This window comes from Burkholderia sp. PU8-34, assembly GCF_053427725.1.
The window spans coordinates 727,613-743,992 of sequence record NZ_JBSAXC010000002.1; the positions used below are offsets into that span (position 1 = coordinate 727,613).

General features: G+C 65.6%; 20 protein-coding genes and 1 pseudogene. 13 read left to right on the forward strand and 8 right to left on the reverse strand.

Annotated elements, in window-relative coordinates; genetic code table 11:
• Window position 1: 1 nt before the first annotated feature.
• Together ACV22Z_RS07985 and ACV22Z_RS07990 are read right to left on the reverse strand one after the other, a co-directional pair.
• Window positions 2–847 (reverse strand): FAS1-like dehydratase domain-containing protein, encoded by an 846-nt coding sequence (locus ACV22Z_RS07985; protein WP_448075765.1) that lies wholly within the window; start codon window positions 845–847, stop codon window positions 2–4.
• Complete coding sequence (locus ACV22Z_RS07990) at window positions 844–1,035, reverse strand: hypothetical protein (protein ID WP_448075766.1); 192 nt, start codon at window positions 1,033–1,035, stop codon at window positions 844–846. Before ACV22Z_RS07990 ends, ACV22Z_RS07985 begins: the two co-directional genes overlap by 4 nt.
• A 140-nt stretch (window positions 1,036–1,175) precedes the next feature.
• On the opposite strand from ACV22Z_RS07990, the gene ACV22Z_RS07995 reads away from it, so the two are divergent.
• The 8 genes from ACV22Z_RS07995 (at window position 1,176) to ACV22Z_RS08030 (ending at window position 6,537) form a co-directional block, all read left to right on the forward strand.
• Window positions 1,176–2,078: a LysR family transcriptional regulator gene (locus tag ACV22Z_RS07995; RefSeq protein ID WP_448075767.1), complete on the forward strand. Its 903-nt coding sequence runs from the start codon at window positions 1,176–1,178 to the stop codon at window positions 2,076–2,078.
• Between the two features lie 208 nt (window positions 2,079–2,286).
• Entirely contained in the window at window positions 2,287–2,955 is a 669-nt protein-coding gene (locus ACV22Z_RS08000) for a nitroreductase (RefSeq protein WP_448075768.1), read from the forward strand.
• Entirely contained in the window at window positions 2,945–3,397 is a 453-nt protein-coding gene (locus ACV22Z_RS08005; RefSeq protein WP_448075769.1) for a sodium:proline symporter, read from the forward strand. Before ACV22Z_RS08000 ends, ACV22Z_RS08005 begins: the two co-directional genes overlap by 11 nt.
• A 181-nt stretch (window positions 3,398–3,578) precedes the next feature.
• Window positions 3,579–4,088: a hypothetical protein gene (locus ACV22Z_RS08010; protein ID WP_448075836.1), complete on the forward strand. Its 510-nt coding sequence runs from the start codon at window positions 3,579–3,581 to the stop codon at window positions 4,086–4,088.
• Window positions 4,089–4,235: 147 nt separating this feature from the next.
• On the forward strand, window positions 4,236–5,162 hold the full coding sequence (locus ACV22Z_RS08015; protein WP_448075770.1) for a LysR family transcriptional regulator: 927 nt from the start codon (window positions 4,236–4,238) through the stop codon (window positions 5,160–5,162).
• 201 nt (window positions 5,163–5,363) lie between these two features.
• Window positions 5,364–5,738: a GFA family protein gene (locus ACV22Z_RS08020; protein ID WP_448075771.1), complete on the forward strand. Its 375-nt coding sequence runs from the start codon at window positions 5,364–5,366 to the stop codon at window positions 5,736–5,738.
• The gene (locus tag ACV22Z_RS08025) at window positions 5,735–5,875 is read left to right on the forward strand and encodes a hypothetical protein (protein WP_448075772.1); all 141 of its coding nucleotides are present in this window, start codon (window positions 5,735–5,737) and stop codon (window positions 5,873–5,875) included. The genes ACV22Z_RS08020 and ACV22Z_RS08025 overlap by 4 nt, the downstream gene beginning before the upstream one ends.
• A gap of 194 nt (window positions 5,876–6,069) precedes the next feature.
• Complete coding sequence (locus ACV22Z_RS08030; RefSeq protein ID WP_448075773.1) at window positions 6,070–6,537, forward strand: MarR family winged helix-turn-helix transcriptional regulator; 468 nt, start codon at window positions 6,070–6,072, stop codon at window positions 6,535–6,537.
• Window positions 6,538–6,948: 411 nt separating this feature from the next.
• Here ACV22Z_RS08030 and ACV22Z_RS08035 read toward each other — a convergent pair whose 3' ends face one another.
• The 3 genes from ACV22Z_RS08035 to ACV22Z_RS08045 all read right to left on the reverse strand — a co-directional run bounded on the left by ACV22Z_RS08035 (window position 6,949) and on the right by ACV22Z_RS08045 (window position 8,492).
• Entirely contained in the window at window positions 6,949–7,278 is a 330-nt protein-coding gene (locus tag ACV22Z_RS08035) for a DUF4148 domain-containing protein (RefSeq protein WP_448075774.1), read from the reverse strand.
• Between the two features lie 86 nt (window positions 7,279–7,364).
• Window positions 7,365–7,784 carry an organic hydroperoxide resistance protein gene (locus ACV22Z_RS08040; RefSeq protein ID WP_448075775.1) on the reverse strand — a complete coding sequence of 140 codons (420 nt, stop codon included), beginning with the start codon at window positions 7,782–7,784 and terminating at the stop codon, window positions 7,365–7,367.
• A gap of 243 nt (window positions 7,785–8,027) precedes the next feature.
• Complete coding sequence (locus ACV22Z_RS08045) at window positions 8,028–8,492, reverse strand: RidA family protein (protein ID WP_448075776.1); 465 nt, start codon at window positions 8,490–8,492, stop codon at window positions 8,028–8,030.
• 445 nt (window positions 8,493–8,937) lie between these two features.
• Here ACV22Z_RS08045 and ACV22Z_RS08050 point away from each other — a divergent pair, with 445 nt between their 5' ends.
• Window positions 8,938–9,876: a LysR family transcriptional regulator gene (locus ACV22Z_RS08050; protein ID WP_448075777.1), complete on the forward strand. Its 939-nt coding sequence runs from the start codon at window positions 8,938–8,940 to the stop codon at window positions 9,874–9,876.
• Between the two features lie 102 nt (window positions 9,877–9,978).
• Here the strand turns inward: ACV22Z_RS08050 and ACV22Z_RS08055 are convergent, their stop codons facing one another.
• The 3 genes and pseudogenes from ACV22Z_RS08055 to ACV22Z_RS08065 all read right to left on the reverse strand — a co-directional run bounded on the left by ACV22Z_RS08055 (window position 9,979) and on the right by ACV22Z_RS08065 (window position 12,013).
• Complete coding sequence (locus ACV22Z_RS08055; RefSeq protein WP_448075778.1) at window positions 9,979–10,686, reverse strand: SDR family NAD(P)-dependent oxidoreductase; 708 nt, start codon at window positions 10,684–10,686, stop codon at window positions 9,979–9,981.
• A 354-nt stretch (window positions 10,687–11,040) separates the two neighbouring features.
• Window positions 11,041–11,280 (reverse strand): annotated as a pseudogene (locus ACV22Z_RS08060) (glutathione binding-like protein); the annotation flags it as partial.
• Between the two features lie 19 nt (window positions 11,281–11,299).
• Window positions 11,300–12,013, reverse strand: coding sequence for a glutathione S-transferase family protein (locus ACV22Z_RS08065; RefSeq protein WP_448075779.1), 714 nt, complete (start codon window positions 12,011–12,013; stop codon window positions 11,300–11,302).
• 108 nt (window positions 12,014–12,121) lie between these two features.
• Between ACV22Z_RS08065 and ACV22Z_RS08070 the strand changes: the two genes are divergently transcribed.
• The 4 genes from ACV22Z_RS08070 (at window position 12,122) to ACV22Z_RS08085 (ending at window position 16,331) form a co-directional block, all read left to right on the forward strand.
• Window positions 12,122–12,949: a cupin domain-containing protein gene (locus tag ACV22Z_RS08070; RefSeq protein WP_448075780.1), complete on the forward strand. Its 828-nt coding sequence runs from the start codon at window positions 12,122–12,124 to the stop codon at window positions 12,947–12,949.
• Window positions 12,950–13,210: 261 nt separating this feature from the next.
• Window positions 13,211–14,116, forward strand: a complete 906-nt coding sequence (locus ACV22Z_RS08075) for a LysR family transcriptional regulator (RefSeq protein WP_448075837.1) — start codon at window positions 13,211–13,213, stop codon at window positions 14,114–14,116.
• Window positions 14,117–14,232: 116 nt separating this feature from the next.
• Window positions 14,233–14,667: a MarR family winged helix-turn-helix transcriptional regulator gene (locus tag ACV22Z_RS08080; protein WP_448075781.1), complete on the forward strand. Its 435-nt coding sequence runs from the start codon at window positions 14,233–14,235 to the stop codon at window positions 14,665–14,667.
• A gap of 128 nt (window positions 14,668–14,795) precedes the next feature.
• Window positions 14,796–16,331: an efflux transporter outer membrane subunit gene (locus tag ACV22Z_RS08085; protein WP_448075838.1), complete on the forward strand. Its 1,536-nt coding sequence runs from the start codon at window positions 14,796–14,798 to the stop codon at window positions 16,329–16,331.
• The last annotated feature ends 49 nt before the right edge of the window (window positions 16,332–16,380 follow it).

The window sequence follows — 16,380 nt, forward strand, 5'->3', positions numbered from 1 at the left end:
CCTAGAACAGCGCGTGAGCGCGCATCGACACGCTTTCGTCCGGCAGCGCGGTCCACAGCGCGTACCCGTCGGCCGTGCGGGCCGCGTTGAGCGTCAGCGTGTTGCCGAGCAGCGCCGGCTGTACGCCGCGGTAGTCGAACGCGCGCAACGGTTTGCCGGCGACGCGCTCCGCAAAGGCGGCGAGCAGCGTCGCGTTCAGCGGTCCGTGAATGACGAGGTTCGGATAGCCCTCGACCTCGCGGCAGTAGTCCTGGTCGTAATGAATCCGGTGGCCGTTGAAGGTCAGCGCGGAGTAACGGAACAGCGTGGTCGACGTCGCGACGAACGTGTCGCGATGCTCGGGCACGGCCGGCGCAGGTGCCGGCGCGGGCCGCACCGTGCCGCCGGGCGACGCTTGCTTGTAGACGATGTCGTGTTCCTCGGTGATCGCGACTTCGCCGGCCGTCGAGATTTCGTGCAGCACCGTCACGAACACGAGGTCGCCCGAGCGGCCGCGTTTGTGCTCGACGGAGCGGATCGTCGAGCGCCTGGACACCTGCGCGCCGAGTGGCAGCGACGCGTGGAACTGCACGCGTCCGCCCGCCCACATGCGATTCGGCAGCGGCACCGGCGGCAGGAACCCGCCGCGCTGCGGATGGCCGTCGCGCCCGAGCTGGTCGGGCGGCAAGCCTTCGAGGAAGTAGAGCCAGTGCCAGAGTGGCGGCAGCGGCGCGCCGGTCTCGAGCCACGACGCGTCGCTGCCGATTGTCGCCGCCATCAGTCGCGCATGGCGGACCGACAGCTCGTCGCGGTCCTCGATCGACCGGCCGACCCATTCGCGCAGCAGCGGGAGGTCGATGCGGCTCATGGCGCCACCTCGTCGCGGGCGGTCGCGCATCCGGCGTGGATCGCAACAGAGTGCTGGCCGAGCACGGGCGCTCGGGCGAAACGCTCGCTGTGCCATTGCGCGCGTACCTGCGTCGCGGTCAGGACGGCCGCGATGGCGGTCAAGCCGGCGAGCGGCAGCGGAGAATTGGGGTGATAGGGTTGAATCATTCGCGTCTCCAGAACGATGCCTGCTTGCTTGCAGTATCATCCGGCGTCGCAAGGACATCCATCGGGAAGATTCAAATGAATCGTTTGCCAGATCCGAACGCTCGCCGCACAATCGGCGGATCTCGTTCCGGAGCCGACCGATGCGCTACGAATTGACGGACCTGGCGGTGTTCCTGGCCGTCGCGGAGGAAGGCAACCTCACGCGCGGGGCCGAGCGCTGCCATCTCGCGCCGTCGTCGGTGAGCCTGCGCGTGAAGGGACTGGAGGACGCGGTCGGCGCACCGCTGCTCGAGCGGCTCGCGCGCGGCGTCGCGCCGACGCCCGCCGGGCGCATCGTGATGGAGCATGCGCGCCGCTGCCTCGCGCAGCTCGAGCAGATGAACGCCGATCTCGCACCGTTCGCGCACGGGCTCGTCGGCCACGTGACGTTCTTCGCGAACAACAACGCGATCAACGCCTATCTGCCGGACGATCTCGGCCGGTTCTTCGCGCGCTACCCGAACGTGCGGATTTCGCTCGAGGAGCGCACGAGCCACGAGATCGTCGCCGCCGTCGCGGCGGGCCGTGCGGACATCGGCGTGGTGGCGCTCGAAGCCAGCCACCCCGATCTCGAGTTCGTCCCGTACCGGCAGGACGAACTCGTCGTCGTCGCGCCGCGCGGCAGCGACATGGCGGATGGCGCGGAGATCACGTTCGCCGCGTGTCTCGGCCGGCCGTTCATCAGCCTGCAGACGGGCGCGGCGCTGCACACGTTCCTGATGGCGCATGCGGGTGCACTCGGGGGGCTGCTGGACGTCCGGGTGCAGGTGTCGAGCTACGCGTCGATCGTCAAGCTCGTCGCGTCGGGAGCGGGCATCGGGATCGTCGCGCGTTCGGCCGTGGCCGACGGCACGCCCGCGAACGTGGTCGTGCTGAAGCTGGCCGAGACCTGGGCGCGCCGCGACCTGCGCGTATGCGTGCCGCGCGTCGCGGCCGTGCCGAATCCGTTTCGCGACCGGCTGCTCGAAACGCTCACGGGCGTTGCCGCACGGCCCGCAGAATGACGCGCAGCGTTGATACGCGAGCAGCAATGTCGCGACGCTGCCAAGCAACACAACACAGCACACTGGAAAAGTGGGCGCGCAGGGCGTTCGCCGCATTCACCGGCGCTCGCCGTCATATCGTCCGTCGTTGATCTGCTTTAAGAGGCCCGGACAATAATGCGTGCTAGTGTTTCAAAGCAGGATTTCCAATATGAACGAGAGGTGAGTGATGGATCGGCCAGACAAGTCGGCAAAAGCGCGCGCGGCACTTGATCAACTGTTTTCGGGCGTTCCGCCGGCGGACACGAAGCGCGCGTCACGTTCCGGCAATCCGTTCGATGCACCGGACGACGGCGCCAGCGTCGAGCCAGGCGTTCGCGGCAGAGTCGAAGTCACCCTGTCGACAAGAATCCAGCTGCGCGGCTACCCGAATGCGGACGCGTTCATGAAGCGCATGGCCGAAGCCTGGGGCCTGGAGTGGGGCGCATATGACGGCGTTCAGGCCGCGGCAAGTCTGCCTGCCGGATGGCGATTCCGACAGCTTCCGGGCGTCACGCAGATTGTTGACGGGCACGACGTCCTGCGCGCGGAGAGCAGCTTGCAGGGCGGCGAGATGTCCTATCTGAAAGTGCATCCCCGTTACTACATCGACGCACGCAAGGGGTTTGACTGGGGACGATCAGGGACGGCGGCCGATGATCCGGAACTGGACGGCCCCGACTGGCACTGCTTCGTGATCGATCGGGAAAAGGTCAGCGAAGTGCATGAACTGACGAGTTCGTCGTTGAAAGCCGATCTGGACCGTGCCCGCGCGACATTGCTGAAATGGCTGGACGAGAACTACCCCAATCATCGCGATCCGTTTGCGTATTGGACAGATTGCGAACGTGCGCCGTAATCCGGTCCCGATTTTCTGGGCAGCGTTTGGCGCGGCGGTCGTGTCGACCGTCGTCGAGCTGCTGCTATGGGCGATCGCCGGCGATGACGTCATTCGGAACCTGATTCGCGACGCGCGCCTCACAGCAGCTATCGTGATGGGACGACGCGTGCTCGCGTCACCCGGCGGCTTCGATCCGCTGGTCATGGGCGTGGCGACAGTCGTGCATTTTTCTCTGTCGCTTGCCTATACGGCTGTGCTGGCGAAGGTGGTCCGCAGCATGTCGTTGTGGGCGGCGCTTGTCGCCGGGGGCGCGTTTGGACTCGTCCTGTATGGCATCAACCTGCACGCATTCACTGCGATCTTCCCGTGGTTCATTCCGGTTCGCGGCGTGATTACGCTCGCGGCCCATCTGGCATTCGGGATCACGGCAGCTGCAATCTACCGCGTCGTTCGACGGTAACCAACGGCAACAATCGTCGACCGTCCCCGGTCAAGCCCCCGGAATAACCGGGCGTGCTGCGCCGTTTAATCGACAAGCGACCCTGTACCAAGCGGCAAGCTGCTACGGCCGCGTCATGAATTTGCTCAAGCAAATCGACGTGCCGGGCGTCAAGCGGTCGCGAGCCATGCAGGAGCCGATCATGCGCAACTTGCTTCGATTCGGGATGGGTTTCGTCTGCGCCGGTTTTTCCGCGGCCGTCTTTGCGCAGATGTATGACAATTTACCGGCCGACAGCACCAATTGCCGTGCGGTCGTCGGGCAGGCGGAAATCGACGGCACGGAGCAGCAGATTGTCGGGCGTGCGTGTCTGCAAAGTGACGGAACATGGCAGATCGTGCAAAGCCCCGACGGCAGCATCCTGTGGTATCCGCTGGCGGCTTATCCGTACCCCGACCCCTGGTATTGGGGGCCGCCGCTGTTCATCGGCGCGGGCGTGAGCTTCATCTTTGTCGACCGCTTCCATCACTTCCACCATTTCCATCGCTTTGATCACTTCGTCCGCTTCAATCAGATGGATCATCGCCGCTTTGGTGTGCCAATGGGAACGGGCTTTCATCGCGCTCCATTCCCCGTCGGTGCGGGTAGCGGGTTCGGCGGAATGCATCGATTCGGCGGAATGAGCGGCGCCGGCGGAATGCGACGGCGTTAGCCCGACGTTGCGCGCGCGACGCGCTTTTTGCCGCGCTACTTGCCGTCGGCTGTGACTATCGATTCGATCGGGATCGACGCGGCAATCGAACCGCGCCTGCCGTGCGGTAGACTGCACGATCGTCTTTTCTGCCGACCCTGACAGGACATGGACCGAATCGATGCGATGAAGGTGTTCGTCGCCACGCTGGACGAGGGCAGCCTCGCGGGCGCAGGCCGCCGCCTCGGCCGCTCGCCGGCGGCGGTGAGCCGGGCCATTGCGTTTCTCGAGGAACATACGGGCACCGCGTTGCTGTACCGCACGACCCGAACGATCCGGCTGAGCGAGGCGGGCGAGCGGTACGCGGCTGCCTGCCGCCGCATCCTCGCCGATCTCGAGGAAGCCGACATGCTGGTGGCCGACGAGCGGTCGGCGCCGCGCGGCCTGCTGACCGTGACGGCCCCGGTCGCGGCCGGCGAGGACGTGCTGCGCCCGCTCGTCGACGAATTCATCGACCGCCATCCGGCCGTGTCGATCCGCCTGCAACTGCTCGACCGTCCCGTCAGCCTGATCGACGAGGGCATCGACGTCGCGCTGCGCATCGCGCATCTGGCCGATTCGACGCTGGTCGCGATTCCCGTCGGCGCGGTGCGGCGCGTCGTGGTCGCGTCGCCCGACTATCTCGCGACGCATCCGCCGATCCACGAGCCGGCCGATCTCGCGCAGCACCAGATCGTCTCGATGACGCACTTCGGGCTCGATTCGTGGAGTTTCCCGCAAACGGGGCAGGCGGCGATTCCGCAAGTGGTCCAGTTCACGCCGCGCTTCATCGTCAACACGATTCGCGGCGCGGTTGCATCGGCGGTCGCCGGCCGCGGCGTCACGCGGATGTTCTCGTATCACGTCGCCGAGCAGATCAAGACCGGCGCGCTGAAGATCGTGCTGCGCGACAGCGAGCATGCGCCGCTGCCGATTCATCTGCTGACGCCGCACGGGCGCCTGTCGGTTCCCAAAGTGCGGGCGTTCGTTGATTTCGCGGCGCCGCGCCTGCGCGAGCACTTTGCGCAGATGGCGTCGATCACCGACGGCGCCTGAACCGCGCTTCGGCAGCATCGTTTCCGCCGGCCGGCGATGGGCATCTTTCCCGTTTCCCTGCCGACTTTGCGCGCGCATAACGGTCGAATGTAGCGGTCGAATTGAAACGTGGTGTATCGGTGCGCGGCGCAGATACATCGCGATACATGACGATCCGTCGCATGCGCTATAACACAGGCTCCACCTGACACGGAGCGCATCATGCAAGAAGCTGCCTGGCTCAAAGGGTCCTGCCACTGCGGGGCCGTGAAATTCGAAGTCCGCACCGCCATCACGCCGGCCGGCCGCTGCAACTGCAGCCTGTGCCGACGCAAGGGCGTGCTGATGAGTCCGATGTTCGATGGCCGCGAACTCAGGATCCTCGAAGGCGAGCACGCGCTGACGCTGTATCAGTTCAACACGCGCGTGGCCCGGCACTATTTCTGCAAGCACTGCGGGATCCATCCGTTTCACCAGACGCGCAAGGACCCGGCCTGCTGGCGCGTCAATCTCGGCTGCCTCGACGGCGTCGATCCGTACGCGCTCGACGCGACGGTCGCGGACGGCGCGAGCCTGTCCGTCGTGGAGGACGCATGAAACGCCTGCTCGCCATCGTCCTGTTCGTCGCCGGCGGGTTCGCGGCCGAGGTCGCGCATCCGGTGCAGTGTTCGCTGATTTCGGAACGAGGCGTGCGGATCGGCAGGCCAGCCGAACGCGACGACGAACAGGCGTAGCGATTGCCATCGGCGCGCCATCGGCGGCATTGTGCCGATGGCCATACTTCCGGCGTCGAGAAACGACCTCTCGATGCGCCACACCGGGGTGCTTCCGCAGCACCGCCTCCACGGTCAATTCGACTGCTTCCGATAAGATCGCACGCGATATATAATGCCGACATTCGCGAGCCACTTTTCCGCGGAGCACGCTCATGAAATCCACCGACACAAATACGCGCACCGCCCCGAAGCTGGGCGACTTCCTGTGTTTTGCCGTCTATTCGGCGAACCTCGCGTTCGGCAAGGCGTACAAGCCGATCCTCGAGGAGCTGGGCCTCACGTACACGCAATACATCACGATCATCGCGTTGTGGGAAGAGGACAACCAGACCGTCGGCAGTCTCGGTGAAAAACTGTTCCTCGAGTCCAATACGCTGACGCCGATCCTGAAGAAGCTCGAGGCGATGGGCTACGTCGAACGGCACCGCGACCCGTCGGACGAGCGCCAGGTTCTCGTCAGCCTGACGAAAAGCGGGCGGCGCCTGCGCGAAAAGGGCCTCAACATGGATCTCGTCGAAGCCACCGGACTGAAGCCCGACGAATTCGCGAAGATGCAGAAGGCGATCGTGACGCTGCGCAGCAACCTCATTCGCTCCGTCGAAGAACAGGAACAGGCGTGATGCCGCGCGGCGGTGCAGCCGCCGCCGGTGCAAACTCGCTCACTGATTGACCGCTGTTCGTGCGCGGGCGGAATCGCGCATCATGCGCGTGCCCGGCCGACACCTTGGTGCGCGCTTCATTCGGCTGCTACGTGCTGGACACGCTCGCACGCGAACACATCGACGCGTGACGCGCAAGGATTCCCGAGGGACAGGGACCACAGTGGGGAAGGCGGGAGAGAGGGGTGTCCCCGGTCTTGCTGACGGCCAACCGGGGACATTCATACAGCAAAGAGATCATAAATACATCGCATATGATTAAATCGGATGCGATGTATTTGATGGAATTTCACGACGCTGACGCATCCTGGAGTAACCCCGATCGGTCACTCGCAAACCGTCCTGACGGCATCGGTCGGACACGCGATCCGCTCAATGACCGAAATAGATCGAGCGCTCGGCGCTGCGGATCACGTTCCGGCTGCCGCTTTCCGCGACGGCAGCGCCATTGCCGCCATAGCCGGACGCGGACGCGTCGTCGCCGTGAATCCGCTTCAGCGCCGCCTGGATGTCGTCCGGATAGTGCGGATCGTTCGCCCGGTTCGGCAGGTAGCCTGCCTGTTCGAGCTGAGCCAGCTCCGCGCGGACTTGCGCGCGAGTGACGGCGCCGGACGACGCGTTTTCGCCGCTGGCGAACGCCGGCGTGGCAACGGCCGCCGTAGCGGCGACGAGAAGGGCGGCAATCAGTTGGGTCTTCATCATTAACCTCGACAGGAAAAATTCAATTGGATGGGTGCCGACGTGCCGGGCCGATGGGCATCGGTCGTCAGGCGGGTTCACGAACGTGGTCAGACGATCTGGATGGCGACGTCGATGTTGCCCCGCGTCGCTTTCGAATACGGGCAGGTCTGGTGCGCGGTGTCCACGATGCGCTGCGCGACGTCCCGATCGAGACCGGGCAGGCTGACGTTCAGGCGCGCCTGGATGAAATACGCGCCGCCGGCCGTGCCGAGATCCACTTCGGCGTCGACTGCGAGATCCGCCGGAAGCGCGACTTTCGAAGCACGCGCGGCGAGCTGCATCGCGCCGATGAAGCAGGCCGACCAGCCCGCGGCGAACAGTTGCTCCGGATTGGTGCCGGTGCCGGCGCTGCCCGGGGACGACAGCTGAAGATCCAGCCGGCCGTCGGAACTGCGCACCGTGCCGTCTCGGCCGCCGGAGGAGGTATGGGTCTTGCCGGTGTACAGCACTTTCTCGATCTTGCTCATCTCGAACTCCGTGGGTGGTGAAAGCATGTTTGGCTTATGCGATTCGATCGCATGCGATGCAGTTTGATCGGGCGATGCGCTTGTGTCAAGCGCTTTCGATTAAATCGCATGCGATATAAACGGGGATCGCAACCCGTCTGAAGATTGCGTTGCGGTACGCCGCCAACGTATGCATTGGCGACGCCCCGAAACGAACCATGTCGCGCGCCCGCAGCAGTGGTATCCGGCGTGAGTGCGCGGGGCTCAAGCCGGCAGGATCTGCGCGATCACGACGATCTCGACGGCCGCGTTGCCGGGTAGCTGGTTGTGCGAGAACGCGGAACGCGCATGCCCGGCCTTGTCGCCCAGCACGGCGGCGAACAGGTCCGACGCCCCGTCGAGCACCGCAGGTTGGCCATGGAATCCGTCCGCCGAGCTCACATGGCCTTCGACACGCACGATGTGATGCACGCGGTCGAAGCCGCCCAGATGCCGATCGAGCTGCGCGAGCACGTTCAGTGCGGCAAGCCGCGCGGCGCGCTGGCCTTCTTCGACGCTCAACTGTTCGCCGACACGCCCCGCATAGGCCATTTTCCCGTCCGCGAGCGGCACCTGTCCGGAAATGAACAACAGGTTGCCGGCTTCGCTGACCGCCGTATAGTTGCCCATCGGTTGTGGCGGTACGGGCAGGGTGTAGCCGAGTTCGGCGAGTTTCTGCTGGACTGTCATGTCGTTCTCCTTGCGTGTCGAAACGTGAGAGTAAGCGTGAGAGTGAGCGTGATCGGGATCGAGCGGTCTGCTGCACCCCGCATGCCTGTCAGTCACTGTAGTCACGCGATCACCGGCGGTAAATGCCGTCGGCGCAAAGGTATCGGGACGCGATGTAACGAATGCCACGGGGCCGTGCAAATGCACAAACGGCACGTGCTTGCGATCGCGTCGCGCCCTCCGCGAACGCTGTTACGGAATGCATCATGAATACGATGCCGATGCCGATGCCGATGCCGATGCCGGTGTCGCCGCAACCACGCCGGCACTGTCGCCGTCTTTATTCCCGCACGATCTTCGTGCACACTCACCGCATTCAAGGCATCGATCACGCGCACCCGCATCGCGCCACCGACGGGCGTGCGTCAGCATCCCGCAACGCCCCCGAGACAGCAGGGAACCGCGCATGCAACGAAAATTCGACGACCTGCTGCTCGGCAGCATCGAGCTGTTCTGCCTCGCGGCCGAACTCGGCAGCTTCACGCTGGCGGCGACCGCCGCGAGCGTCACGCCGGCCGCCGTGAGCCGCTCGGTCGCGCGGCTCGAGGAGCGCCTCGGCGTGCGCCTGTTCGTCCGCACGACGCGGCAGATCCGCCTGACCGACTCCGGGCGGCGCTACTTCGAGCAATGCCGGCAGGCGCTGTCGCAGCTCGTCGACGCGGAGCGCGAAGTGACGGGCCAGCAGACGACGCCCGCCGGCATCGTCCGGATCAGCATGCCGACGCCATACGGGCACTACCGCGTGCTGCCGCTGCTGCCGGCGTTCCGCTCGCAGTATCCGGAAGTCGAGGTCGACGTGCACTTGAGCAACCGGAACATCGATTTTGCGGAAGAGGGCTTCGATCTGGCGATTCGTGGCCGGGCGCCCGACGATTCGAGCCTGATCGCGCGCAAGCTGGAAGACGCGGAACTCGTCGTGGTCGCCACGCCCGGCTATCTGAAACGCGCCGGTGTGCCGAAATCGGTCGACGACCTGCAGTCGCACGACTGCATCCAGTTCGAGCTGGCGAGCAGTGGCCGCAACCTGCTGTGGGCATTCCAGGATGCGAACGGCGAACTCGACGTCGCGACCCAGGGCGGGTACGGAACGTCCGGCGACGTGCTGTCCGGCGTAACGCTCGCGCGCAGCGGCGCGGGCCTGTTCCAGACATACCGCTTCATCGTCGACCAGGACCTGCGCGACGGGCGGCTCGTGGAGGTGCTGGCAGACCGCGGCGGCCGGTCGCGGCCGTTCATCCTGTTGTACCCGCACGCACGCTACCTGTCGTCGCGCGTCAGGGTGTTCGTCGATTACCTCGTCGAGCATCTGGCGCACGCACACGCGCCGGCCAGGCGGTCGCGCTGAGCGGCGGGGCAACGAACCGCCGATACCGGCTGCCGCCCCGCCTGTTGCGTCCCGCCGCTCATGCAGCCGTTCATGCCGCGATCGAACGACGCCGCGTCGCGCTCAGTGGCCGGCGCTCTGGCCGCCGTCCACATGCAGGATTTCGCCCGTCACGAACGACGCCGAGTCGAGATAGAGGATCGCATCGACGATATCGCTCATCTCGCCCATCCGGCCGACCGGGTGCAGCGCCGCGAGCGTCGCATGGGTTTCGACCGCGTGCATCGGCGACTTGATGACGCCCGGCGCCACCGCATTGACGCGAATGCCGTCCTTCGCATACTCGATCGCGAGCGATTTCGTTGCGGCGTTCAGGCCGCCCTTCGTCAGCGACGCGAGCACCGACGGCACGTTGCTGTTCGCATGATCGACGAGGCTCGTCGTGATGCTCACCACGTGGCCGCCGCCGTTCTTCTGCATCGCGTCGATCGCGCGCTGCGTGATGTGAAAGAAACCGTTCAGGTTGACGTTGTTGATCGCTGCGTATTCTTCCGCCGTGTACTGCGTGAACGGCTTCGCGATGAAGATGCCTGCGTTGTTGACGAGCGTGTCGACGCGGCCGAAGCGTTCGATCGCGGCCGCCACGACACGCCGCGCGGTGTCCGGGTCGCCGATGTCGCCGGCGACGGTGACGACATCGGGATCGTGCGAAGGCTCGATCGAACGGGACGTCGCGACGACGCGATGGCCGCGTGCGCGGAACGCGTCGACGGTTGCAGCGCCGATGCCTTGCGATGCGCCGGTGACGATGATGACTTTGGATGCGCTCATGATTTGCCTCGAATGTTCAATGGGATTCGGCTTCGGTGCCGACCGGATCGACGGATCCGATGGAGGCGACTGTAGGCGCATTCCGTCCGGCTTCGAACACCCACCATGGAGCAACAGTCTTGCGTCGCGGTAACAAATGGCGGGGGCGATTGGAAGGCGGGGCGGGCACCGCGAGTCAACGCGGCGGGCGGGAAGAGTGGGAAGGCCGCATTTCGAGCACGTGCTGGAGAAGCCCGTGAAAAGGCGCTGGCCGACGGGCAGCGGTGTACCCGTCGGGATCCTCGGCGAGATCGATGCGGGGGCCGCTCAAGCCCCCGCATCCCCGCGGCGTATCAATTGCGGATCAGTCGCGGATCAGCGAACCGTCTCGGCCGTCTGCCCGAACAGGATGCTGCGCGATTGCGCATCGACGACGGGCGCCACATTGACTTCCTGCGCAAGCGCATACGCGCGAATCGTCGCCGGCCGCGCGGCGATCCGCTCGAACCAGCGCGCGAGATGCGGAAAATTGTCGAGATTCTGGCGCTGGCGTTCGTGCGGCACGATCCACGGGTAGCACGCGATGTCGGCGATCGAGTAATCGCCGGCGATATACGCGCAGAGGTCGAGCATCTCAGGCCTGCGCGGCGGCGCCGGCCTCGAGCCCCTTCAGCCGCGCGTTTTGCGGAAACATCGCGCGGCGCGCGTCGTCGTCCATGTCGGTCTTGAATGCCTGGCGCGCCTTCAGCGCTTCCGCGCGCTGCGCCGCCGGCCGTGCGTTGATTTCGTCGAGCAGGCGCTTCACGTGACGCAGCTCGTCCCAGGCCGTTTCGCCCAGCACGTACGGCACCGCGCGCGCCCAGCCCCACACCGCCATGTCGACCAGCGTATACGTGTCGCCGAGCATGTAGCGCGACGTCGCGAGACGCTCGTCGATGATGCGCCAGTGTCGCCACGCCTCGAAGTCATACCGGTTGACCGCGTAGGCGTCGGGCTTCGGCGCATGGTGCTTGAAGTGCACCGCCTGGCCCGAATACGGGCCGATGCCGGTCGCGACGAACATCAGCCACGACAGCATGGCGCCGCGTGCGGCCGGCGTGTCGTCGGGGAGGAACTTCCCGGTCTTTTCCGCGAGATACAGCAGGATCGCGTTGCTGTCGAACACCGTGGCGTCGCCGTCGACGAGCGCCGGCGTCTTCGCGTTCGGGTTGATCGCCTTGAACTCGGCACTGTGCTGCTCGCCCTTGCGCGTATCGACCGGCACCAGTTCGTACGGCAACCCGGCTTCCTCGAGGAACAACGCGATCTTCGCGGGATTCGGGGACGGGTGGTAATAGAACTTGATCATGAATGGGTTTCCTCGGTTGACATGACGTTGGCGTCAAGGGGCCCCAATTTACCGGAAGCGCCGGGATGATACGTTACAATTCGTCCTTAAATCGCCACCGATCGTCCCATGCCAGACCGACTCTCCAATCTCATCAGCCGCTTCGATCTGCACGCGCGCGTGTTTCCGGACAACAGCCGATGCGGCGTCGACGATGCCGTCGCCGCCGACGGGGCCGGCCATCTGCACCTGCTGCGCGCCGGGCAGATCGTCGTGACCGGCGGTTCGATCGGGCGCAGCGTGATCGACGGGCCGAGCGTGCTGTTCCTGCCGCGGCCGCAGTCGTTCCGGGTCGACACGGGCGCGCGCGACCCGGCCGATCTCGTGTCCGCGACGATCGAATTCGGCACCCGTGACGAAAACCCGCTGCTGCACAGCCTGCCCGACCTGCTGGTCGCGCCGCTGACCTGCGTGCCGTCGCTCGACGCGGTCCAGCAGATCCTGTTTGCCGAAGCGGTGGAGCCCGCGTGCGGCCATCACGCCGTCGTCAACCGGCTCATCGAAGTGCTGATGGTGCAGTTGCTCCGCTTCGCGATGCGCCGACAAGTCGTCGACAGCGGCTCGCTCGCCGGCCTGTCGGATCCGAGGCTCGGCAAGGCGCTGACGGCGATGCACTCGGACCCGTCGCGTAGCTGGACCCTCGAGGACATGGCCGGGACGGCCGGCATGTCGCGATCGCGCTTTGCCGCGCATTTCGCGGACATCGTCGGTGTGCCGCCCGGCGAATACCTGCTGCAATGGCGGATCGGCCTCGCGAAGTCCTTGCTGCGCCGTGGCCGTCCGGTGAAGCTGGTCGCCACCGAAGTCGGCTACGGCAGCGCCAGCGCGCTGGCGCGCGCGTTCGCGCAAGGCGTCGGCATGACGCCGACGCAATGGCTCGCGCAACGGGGCGGGTGACGGGACGATTTCGCCAGCGCCGGGGCAGGGGCTGGGGCAGGGCGGTGGCTGCGAAACATGTGACGCGATTGTCCAGCGCGGGCGCCCATTGCCTTGAGCCTATTCCAGGGTCATTCGCCAAATAGTCGTTGGTATAGACTGAAATGCGGCCTGTTCGAACGCCGCGTGCCCGGTCGCCGCCGGATTCGCGGCGGATACCGCAGGCCCGTCCTTTGCATCGCGCCTCCCAGTCTGATTTTTCCTCGCCCTGGATATGTGACCATGGATTACATCGAAAGCATGCGCATTTTCCGGACGGTGGTCGAATTGAAGAGCTTCAGCCGTGCGGCGGATGTGCACGGCATGGCGCCACCGGCCGTGTCGCGCACGATCGCGGCGCTCGAGCAGCGGATGGGATGCCGGCTTTTGAACCGGACGACTCGCCGGATATCGCTCACGGAAGCCGCGGAGCGGTTCTACGAAAGCTGCGTGCGCATTCTCGAAGAGGTCGATACGGTCGAGGCGGAGGTCGCGAACCAGACGCGGGAGGCCCGCGGCGTATTGCGCCTGGTCGCGCATGCGACCGCGACGATACAGCGGCTCGTCCCGCTGATTGCGGGATTCAAACGCGCCCATCCGTTGGTCACGCTGGACGTGACGCTGACGGAACGGCCGGTCGACCTGGTCGGTGAAGGATACGACCTGGGGATCGTCGTGCCGTTCATGCTGGTGAGCGAGACGACCGTCATCCGGGTGCTCGACCGGATTCCGGTGGTCATCGTTGCGACGCCCGATTACCTGAAGACCACATCGACCCCCGCGCATCCGTCGGATCTGGCCGAGCACCATTTCGTGCCGCTGTCGCCGTCGATCCGCCGTCCCGACCTCCGCTTCCGGATCGACGGGCAGGAACTCGCTGTTGCGCTGCGCTTCGGCGTGTCGTCCAACAGCCCCGCGTTCAACCGCGAGATGGTGCTGCAGGGGCTGGGCATCGGCATCACGCCGCTGGCGCTGGTCGAAAAGGACCTGGCGTCCGGCGCGCTGCTGCGGCTGCTCGCCGATTTCCCGCTGGTCGACGACAGCATCGAGCTTCAGCTCGCCTACAGCAACCGCACGCTGCTGCCGGCCAAGGTGCGCGCCTTCATCGACCACGCGGTCGACTTCTTCGACAAGTCGAAAACCCGCTAAGCCGCATTCAACCCGCATTCAACCCGCATTCCGCGCGCGATTACTGCGCAAAGCGACAATAATCTGATAACCCGGCCGCCATCGTTGATCGGCGAGCCGGGCACTACTCTGTGCGCATGCACTCAACTGACCTCCTGAACGACGACTGTTTCGCGCTCCGTCAGGCTTCCCGGCACATTTCGAAGCTTTACGAGCATCACTTGTCCGCCGTCGGCATCACACCCACGCAGTTCAGCATCCTCAGCACGCTCGGCCGCTGGTCGAGCCTGACCATGGTCGAACTGGCCAGGGCGATGGTGATGGACAGGACGACGCTCGTGCGCGTCCTCAAGCCGCTGCTTCGGCGCGGCCTCGTGGCTGCTCCTGCAGAAGGAAAGAACCAGCGGCGGCTGCGGGTCGTGCTGACCACGCACGGGGCGACGAAGCTCGACGAAGCAGCCGTTCATTGGGCGTCCGCCCAAGCCAGCTTCGAACGCAAGTTCGGGCGGGAGCAGGCCGCTCATTTGCGAAGCGAGTTGTTTCGCATGACGGGCGACGTGTCCGACAGTTAGTCAACCAGGCAACAGATTCATGCAGTCCTGCGCATTGATGCCCGAACACCCGCTGGCTAACGTGTGCATATGCACTAAATGATCGTGCGAACCCTTGATAACCCAATGGATAAAAGGACATGGAAACGATGAGGATCCACCCGCTCCGTCAACCGCAACCCGGCGCACGGAAGGGATTGATAGCCGCGGCGGTGCTGGCGTTGAGCCTGGCCGGATGTGTGAACTACGCCGGCATCAAGAGCGACAAGCAGATCGCAGCCCCGGCAAAGTTCGAGACGACGCAGAGCTTGCCCGCCGAGGGCGGACAGTGGCCGGCGATGAACTGGGCCGCGCAGTTCGGCGATCCGCAACTGTCTGCGCTGATCGACGAGGCGTTGCGCGGCAATCCGACGATCGATCAGGCACGCGCCCGGATCGAGAAGGCATCGTCGTATGTCGGCACCGCCAATTCCGCGCTTTATCCGAATGCAAACGGCAGCTACACGTGGACGCGCCAGCGCTACACCGCCAACGGCATCGTGCCGCCGCCGTACGGCGGCTCGTGGCAGAGCGAGAACAGCCTGCTCGCGAGCGTGTCGTGGGACCTTGACCTGTGGGGCAAGAACCGCGAGCGGCTGCGTCAGGCCATCTCCGACCAAAAGGTGGCCGACGCGGAAGCCGAGGAGGTGCGCATTTCGCTCGCCGCATCGGTGGCGAGCACGTACAACCACCTGGCGCAACTCTATGCGCTGCGCGATATCCAGGTCCGGGAAGTCAGCAATCGCGAGAACATCGCGCACATCACGGACGGCCGCGTTCATGCTGGGCTGGACAGCAATGTCGAACGGCAGACCGCCAACGGCGAAACCGCGACGAGCCGCTCGAGCGTCAGCGATCTCGACGGACAGATCAAGACGGTGCGCTACCAGTTGGGCGCGCTGCTCGGCGCGGGGCCGGACCGTGGCCTGCAGATCGCCAATCCGTCGCTGCGGGAGGGCGACAGCGTCGCGCTTCCCGACAACCTGCCCGCCGACCTGCTGTCGCGCCGGCCGGACATCGTCGCCGCGTACTGGCAGGTGGACGCGGCCCTTCACGACGTGAAGGAAGCAAAGGCCGAGTTCTATCCCGACGTCAATCTGTCGCTCGCGGCCGGGCTGGACGCGTTCGGCTGGGGGCGGCTCCTGACGGCCGGCAGCCGGCAGCTTTCCGCGGCGCCGGCGATTCATCTCCCGATCTTCGACGCCGGCGCATTGCGCGCACAGTTGAAGGGCCGCTACGCAGACTTCGATTACGACGTCGCCACGTACAACCAGACGCTGATCGGCGCACTGTCCGACGTCGCCACGCAGGTCACGCAGATCCGCTCGACCGATCGCCAGCTCGTCGATGCGCGGCAGGCACTGGATGCGCAGACCAGTGCGTACCAGCTGGCCGTCGTCCGCTACCAGGCAGGGCTGAACCAGCAACTGCAGGTGCTGAACGCGGACGACAACCGGCTCGCGGCCGAGACGGCCGTCGTCAACCTCGAGATGGGACGCCGCAACCTGCAGATCGGGCTGATCAAGGCGCTCGGCGGCGGATTCGATGCGTCGCGCGCCGGCCTCGCGGCGACTGCCGAGACGCCGATTCCTGCGCCTGTTTCTGCGCCTGTTGCCGCGCTGTCCGACGGCGCACCCAGTCACTGAACGATCCAATCGGCCGCCCGGCGCGAATGCCGGACGGCGCGATTCAAAC

Coding starts and splice junctions, on each gene's coding strand:
- ACV22Z_RS08050 (WP_448075777.1), top strand. CDS start 8,938: ATGCAACGAAAATTCGACGACCTGCTGCTCGGCAGCATCGAGCTGTTC.
- ACV22Z_RS08025 (WP_448075772.1), top strand. CDS start 5,735: ATGAAACGCCTGCTCGCCATCGTCCTGTTCGTCGCCGGCGGGTTCGCG.
- ACV22Z_RS08080 (WP_448075781.1), top strand. CDS start 14,233: ATGCACTCAACTGACCTCCTGAACGACGACTGTTTCGCGCTCCGTCAG.
- ACV22Z_RS08030 (WP_448075773.1), top strand. CDS start 6,070: ATGAAATCCACCGACACAAATACGCGCACCGCCCCGAAGCTGGGCGAC.
- ACV22Z_RS08000 (WP_448075768.1), top strand. CDS start 2,287: ATGGATCGGCCAGACAAGTCGGCAAAAGCGCGCGCGGCACTTGATCAA.
- ACV22Z_RS08010 (WP_448075836.1), top strand. CDS start 3,579: ATGCGCAACTTGCTTCGATTCGGGATGGGTTTCGTCTGCGCCGGTTTT.
- ACV22Z_RS08070 (WP_448075780.1), top strand. CDS start 12,122: ATGCCAGACCGACTCTCCAATCTCATCAGCCGCTTCGATCTGCACGCG.
- ACV22Z_RS08020 (WP_448075771.1), top strand. CDS start 5,364: ATGCAAGAAGCTGCCTGGCTCAAAGGGTCCTGCCACTGCGGGGCCGTG.
- ACV22Z_RS08045 (WP_448075776.1), bottom strand. CDS start 8,492: ATGACAGTCCAGCAGAAACTCGCCGAACTCGGCTACACCCTGCCCGTA.
- ACV22Z_RS07995 (WP_448075767.1), top strand. CDS start 1,176: ATGCGCTACGAATTGACGGACCTGGCGGTGTTCCTGGCCGTCGCGGAG.
- ACV22Z_RS08055 (WP_448075778.1), bottom strand. CDS start 10,686: ATGAGCGCATCCAAAGTCATCATCGTCACCGGCGCATCGCAAGGCATC.
- ACV22Z_RS08085 (WP_448075838.1), top strand. CDS start 14,796: ATGAGGATCCACCCGCTCCGTCAACCGCAACCCGGCGCACGGAAGGGA.
- ACV22Z_RS08035 (WP_448075774.1), bottom strand. CDS start 7,278: ATGATGAAGACCCAACTGATTGCCGCCCTTCTCGTCGCCGCTACGGCG.
- ACV22Z_RS08065 (WP_448075779.1), bottom strand. CDS start 12,013: ATGATCAAGTTCTATTACCACCCGTCCCCGAATCCCGCGAAGATCGCG.
- ACV22Z_RS07990 (WP_448075766.1), bottom strand. CDS start 1,035: ATGATTCAACCCTATCACCCCAATTCTCCGCTGCCGCTCGCCGGCTTG.
- ACV22Z_RS08075 (WP_448075837.1), top strand. CDS start 13,211: ATGGATTACATCGAAAGCATGCGCATTTTCCGGACGGTGGTCGAATTG.
- ACV22Z_RS08040 (WP_448075775.1), bottom strand. CDS start 7,784: ATGAGCAAGATCGAGAAAGTGCTGTACACCGGCAAGACCCATACCTCC.
- ACV22Z_RS08015 (WP_448075770.1), top strand. CDS start 4,236: ATGGACCGAATCGATGCGATGAAGGTGTTCGTCGCCACGCTGGACGAG.
- ACV22Z_RS07985 (WP_448075765.1), bottom strand. CDS start 847: ATGAGCCGCATCGACCTCCCGCTGCTGCGCGAATGGGTCGGCCGGTCG.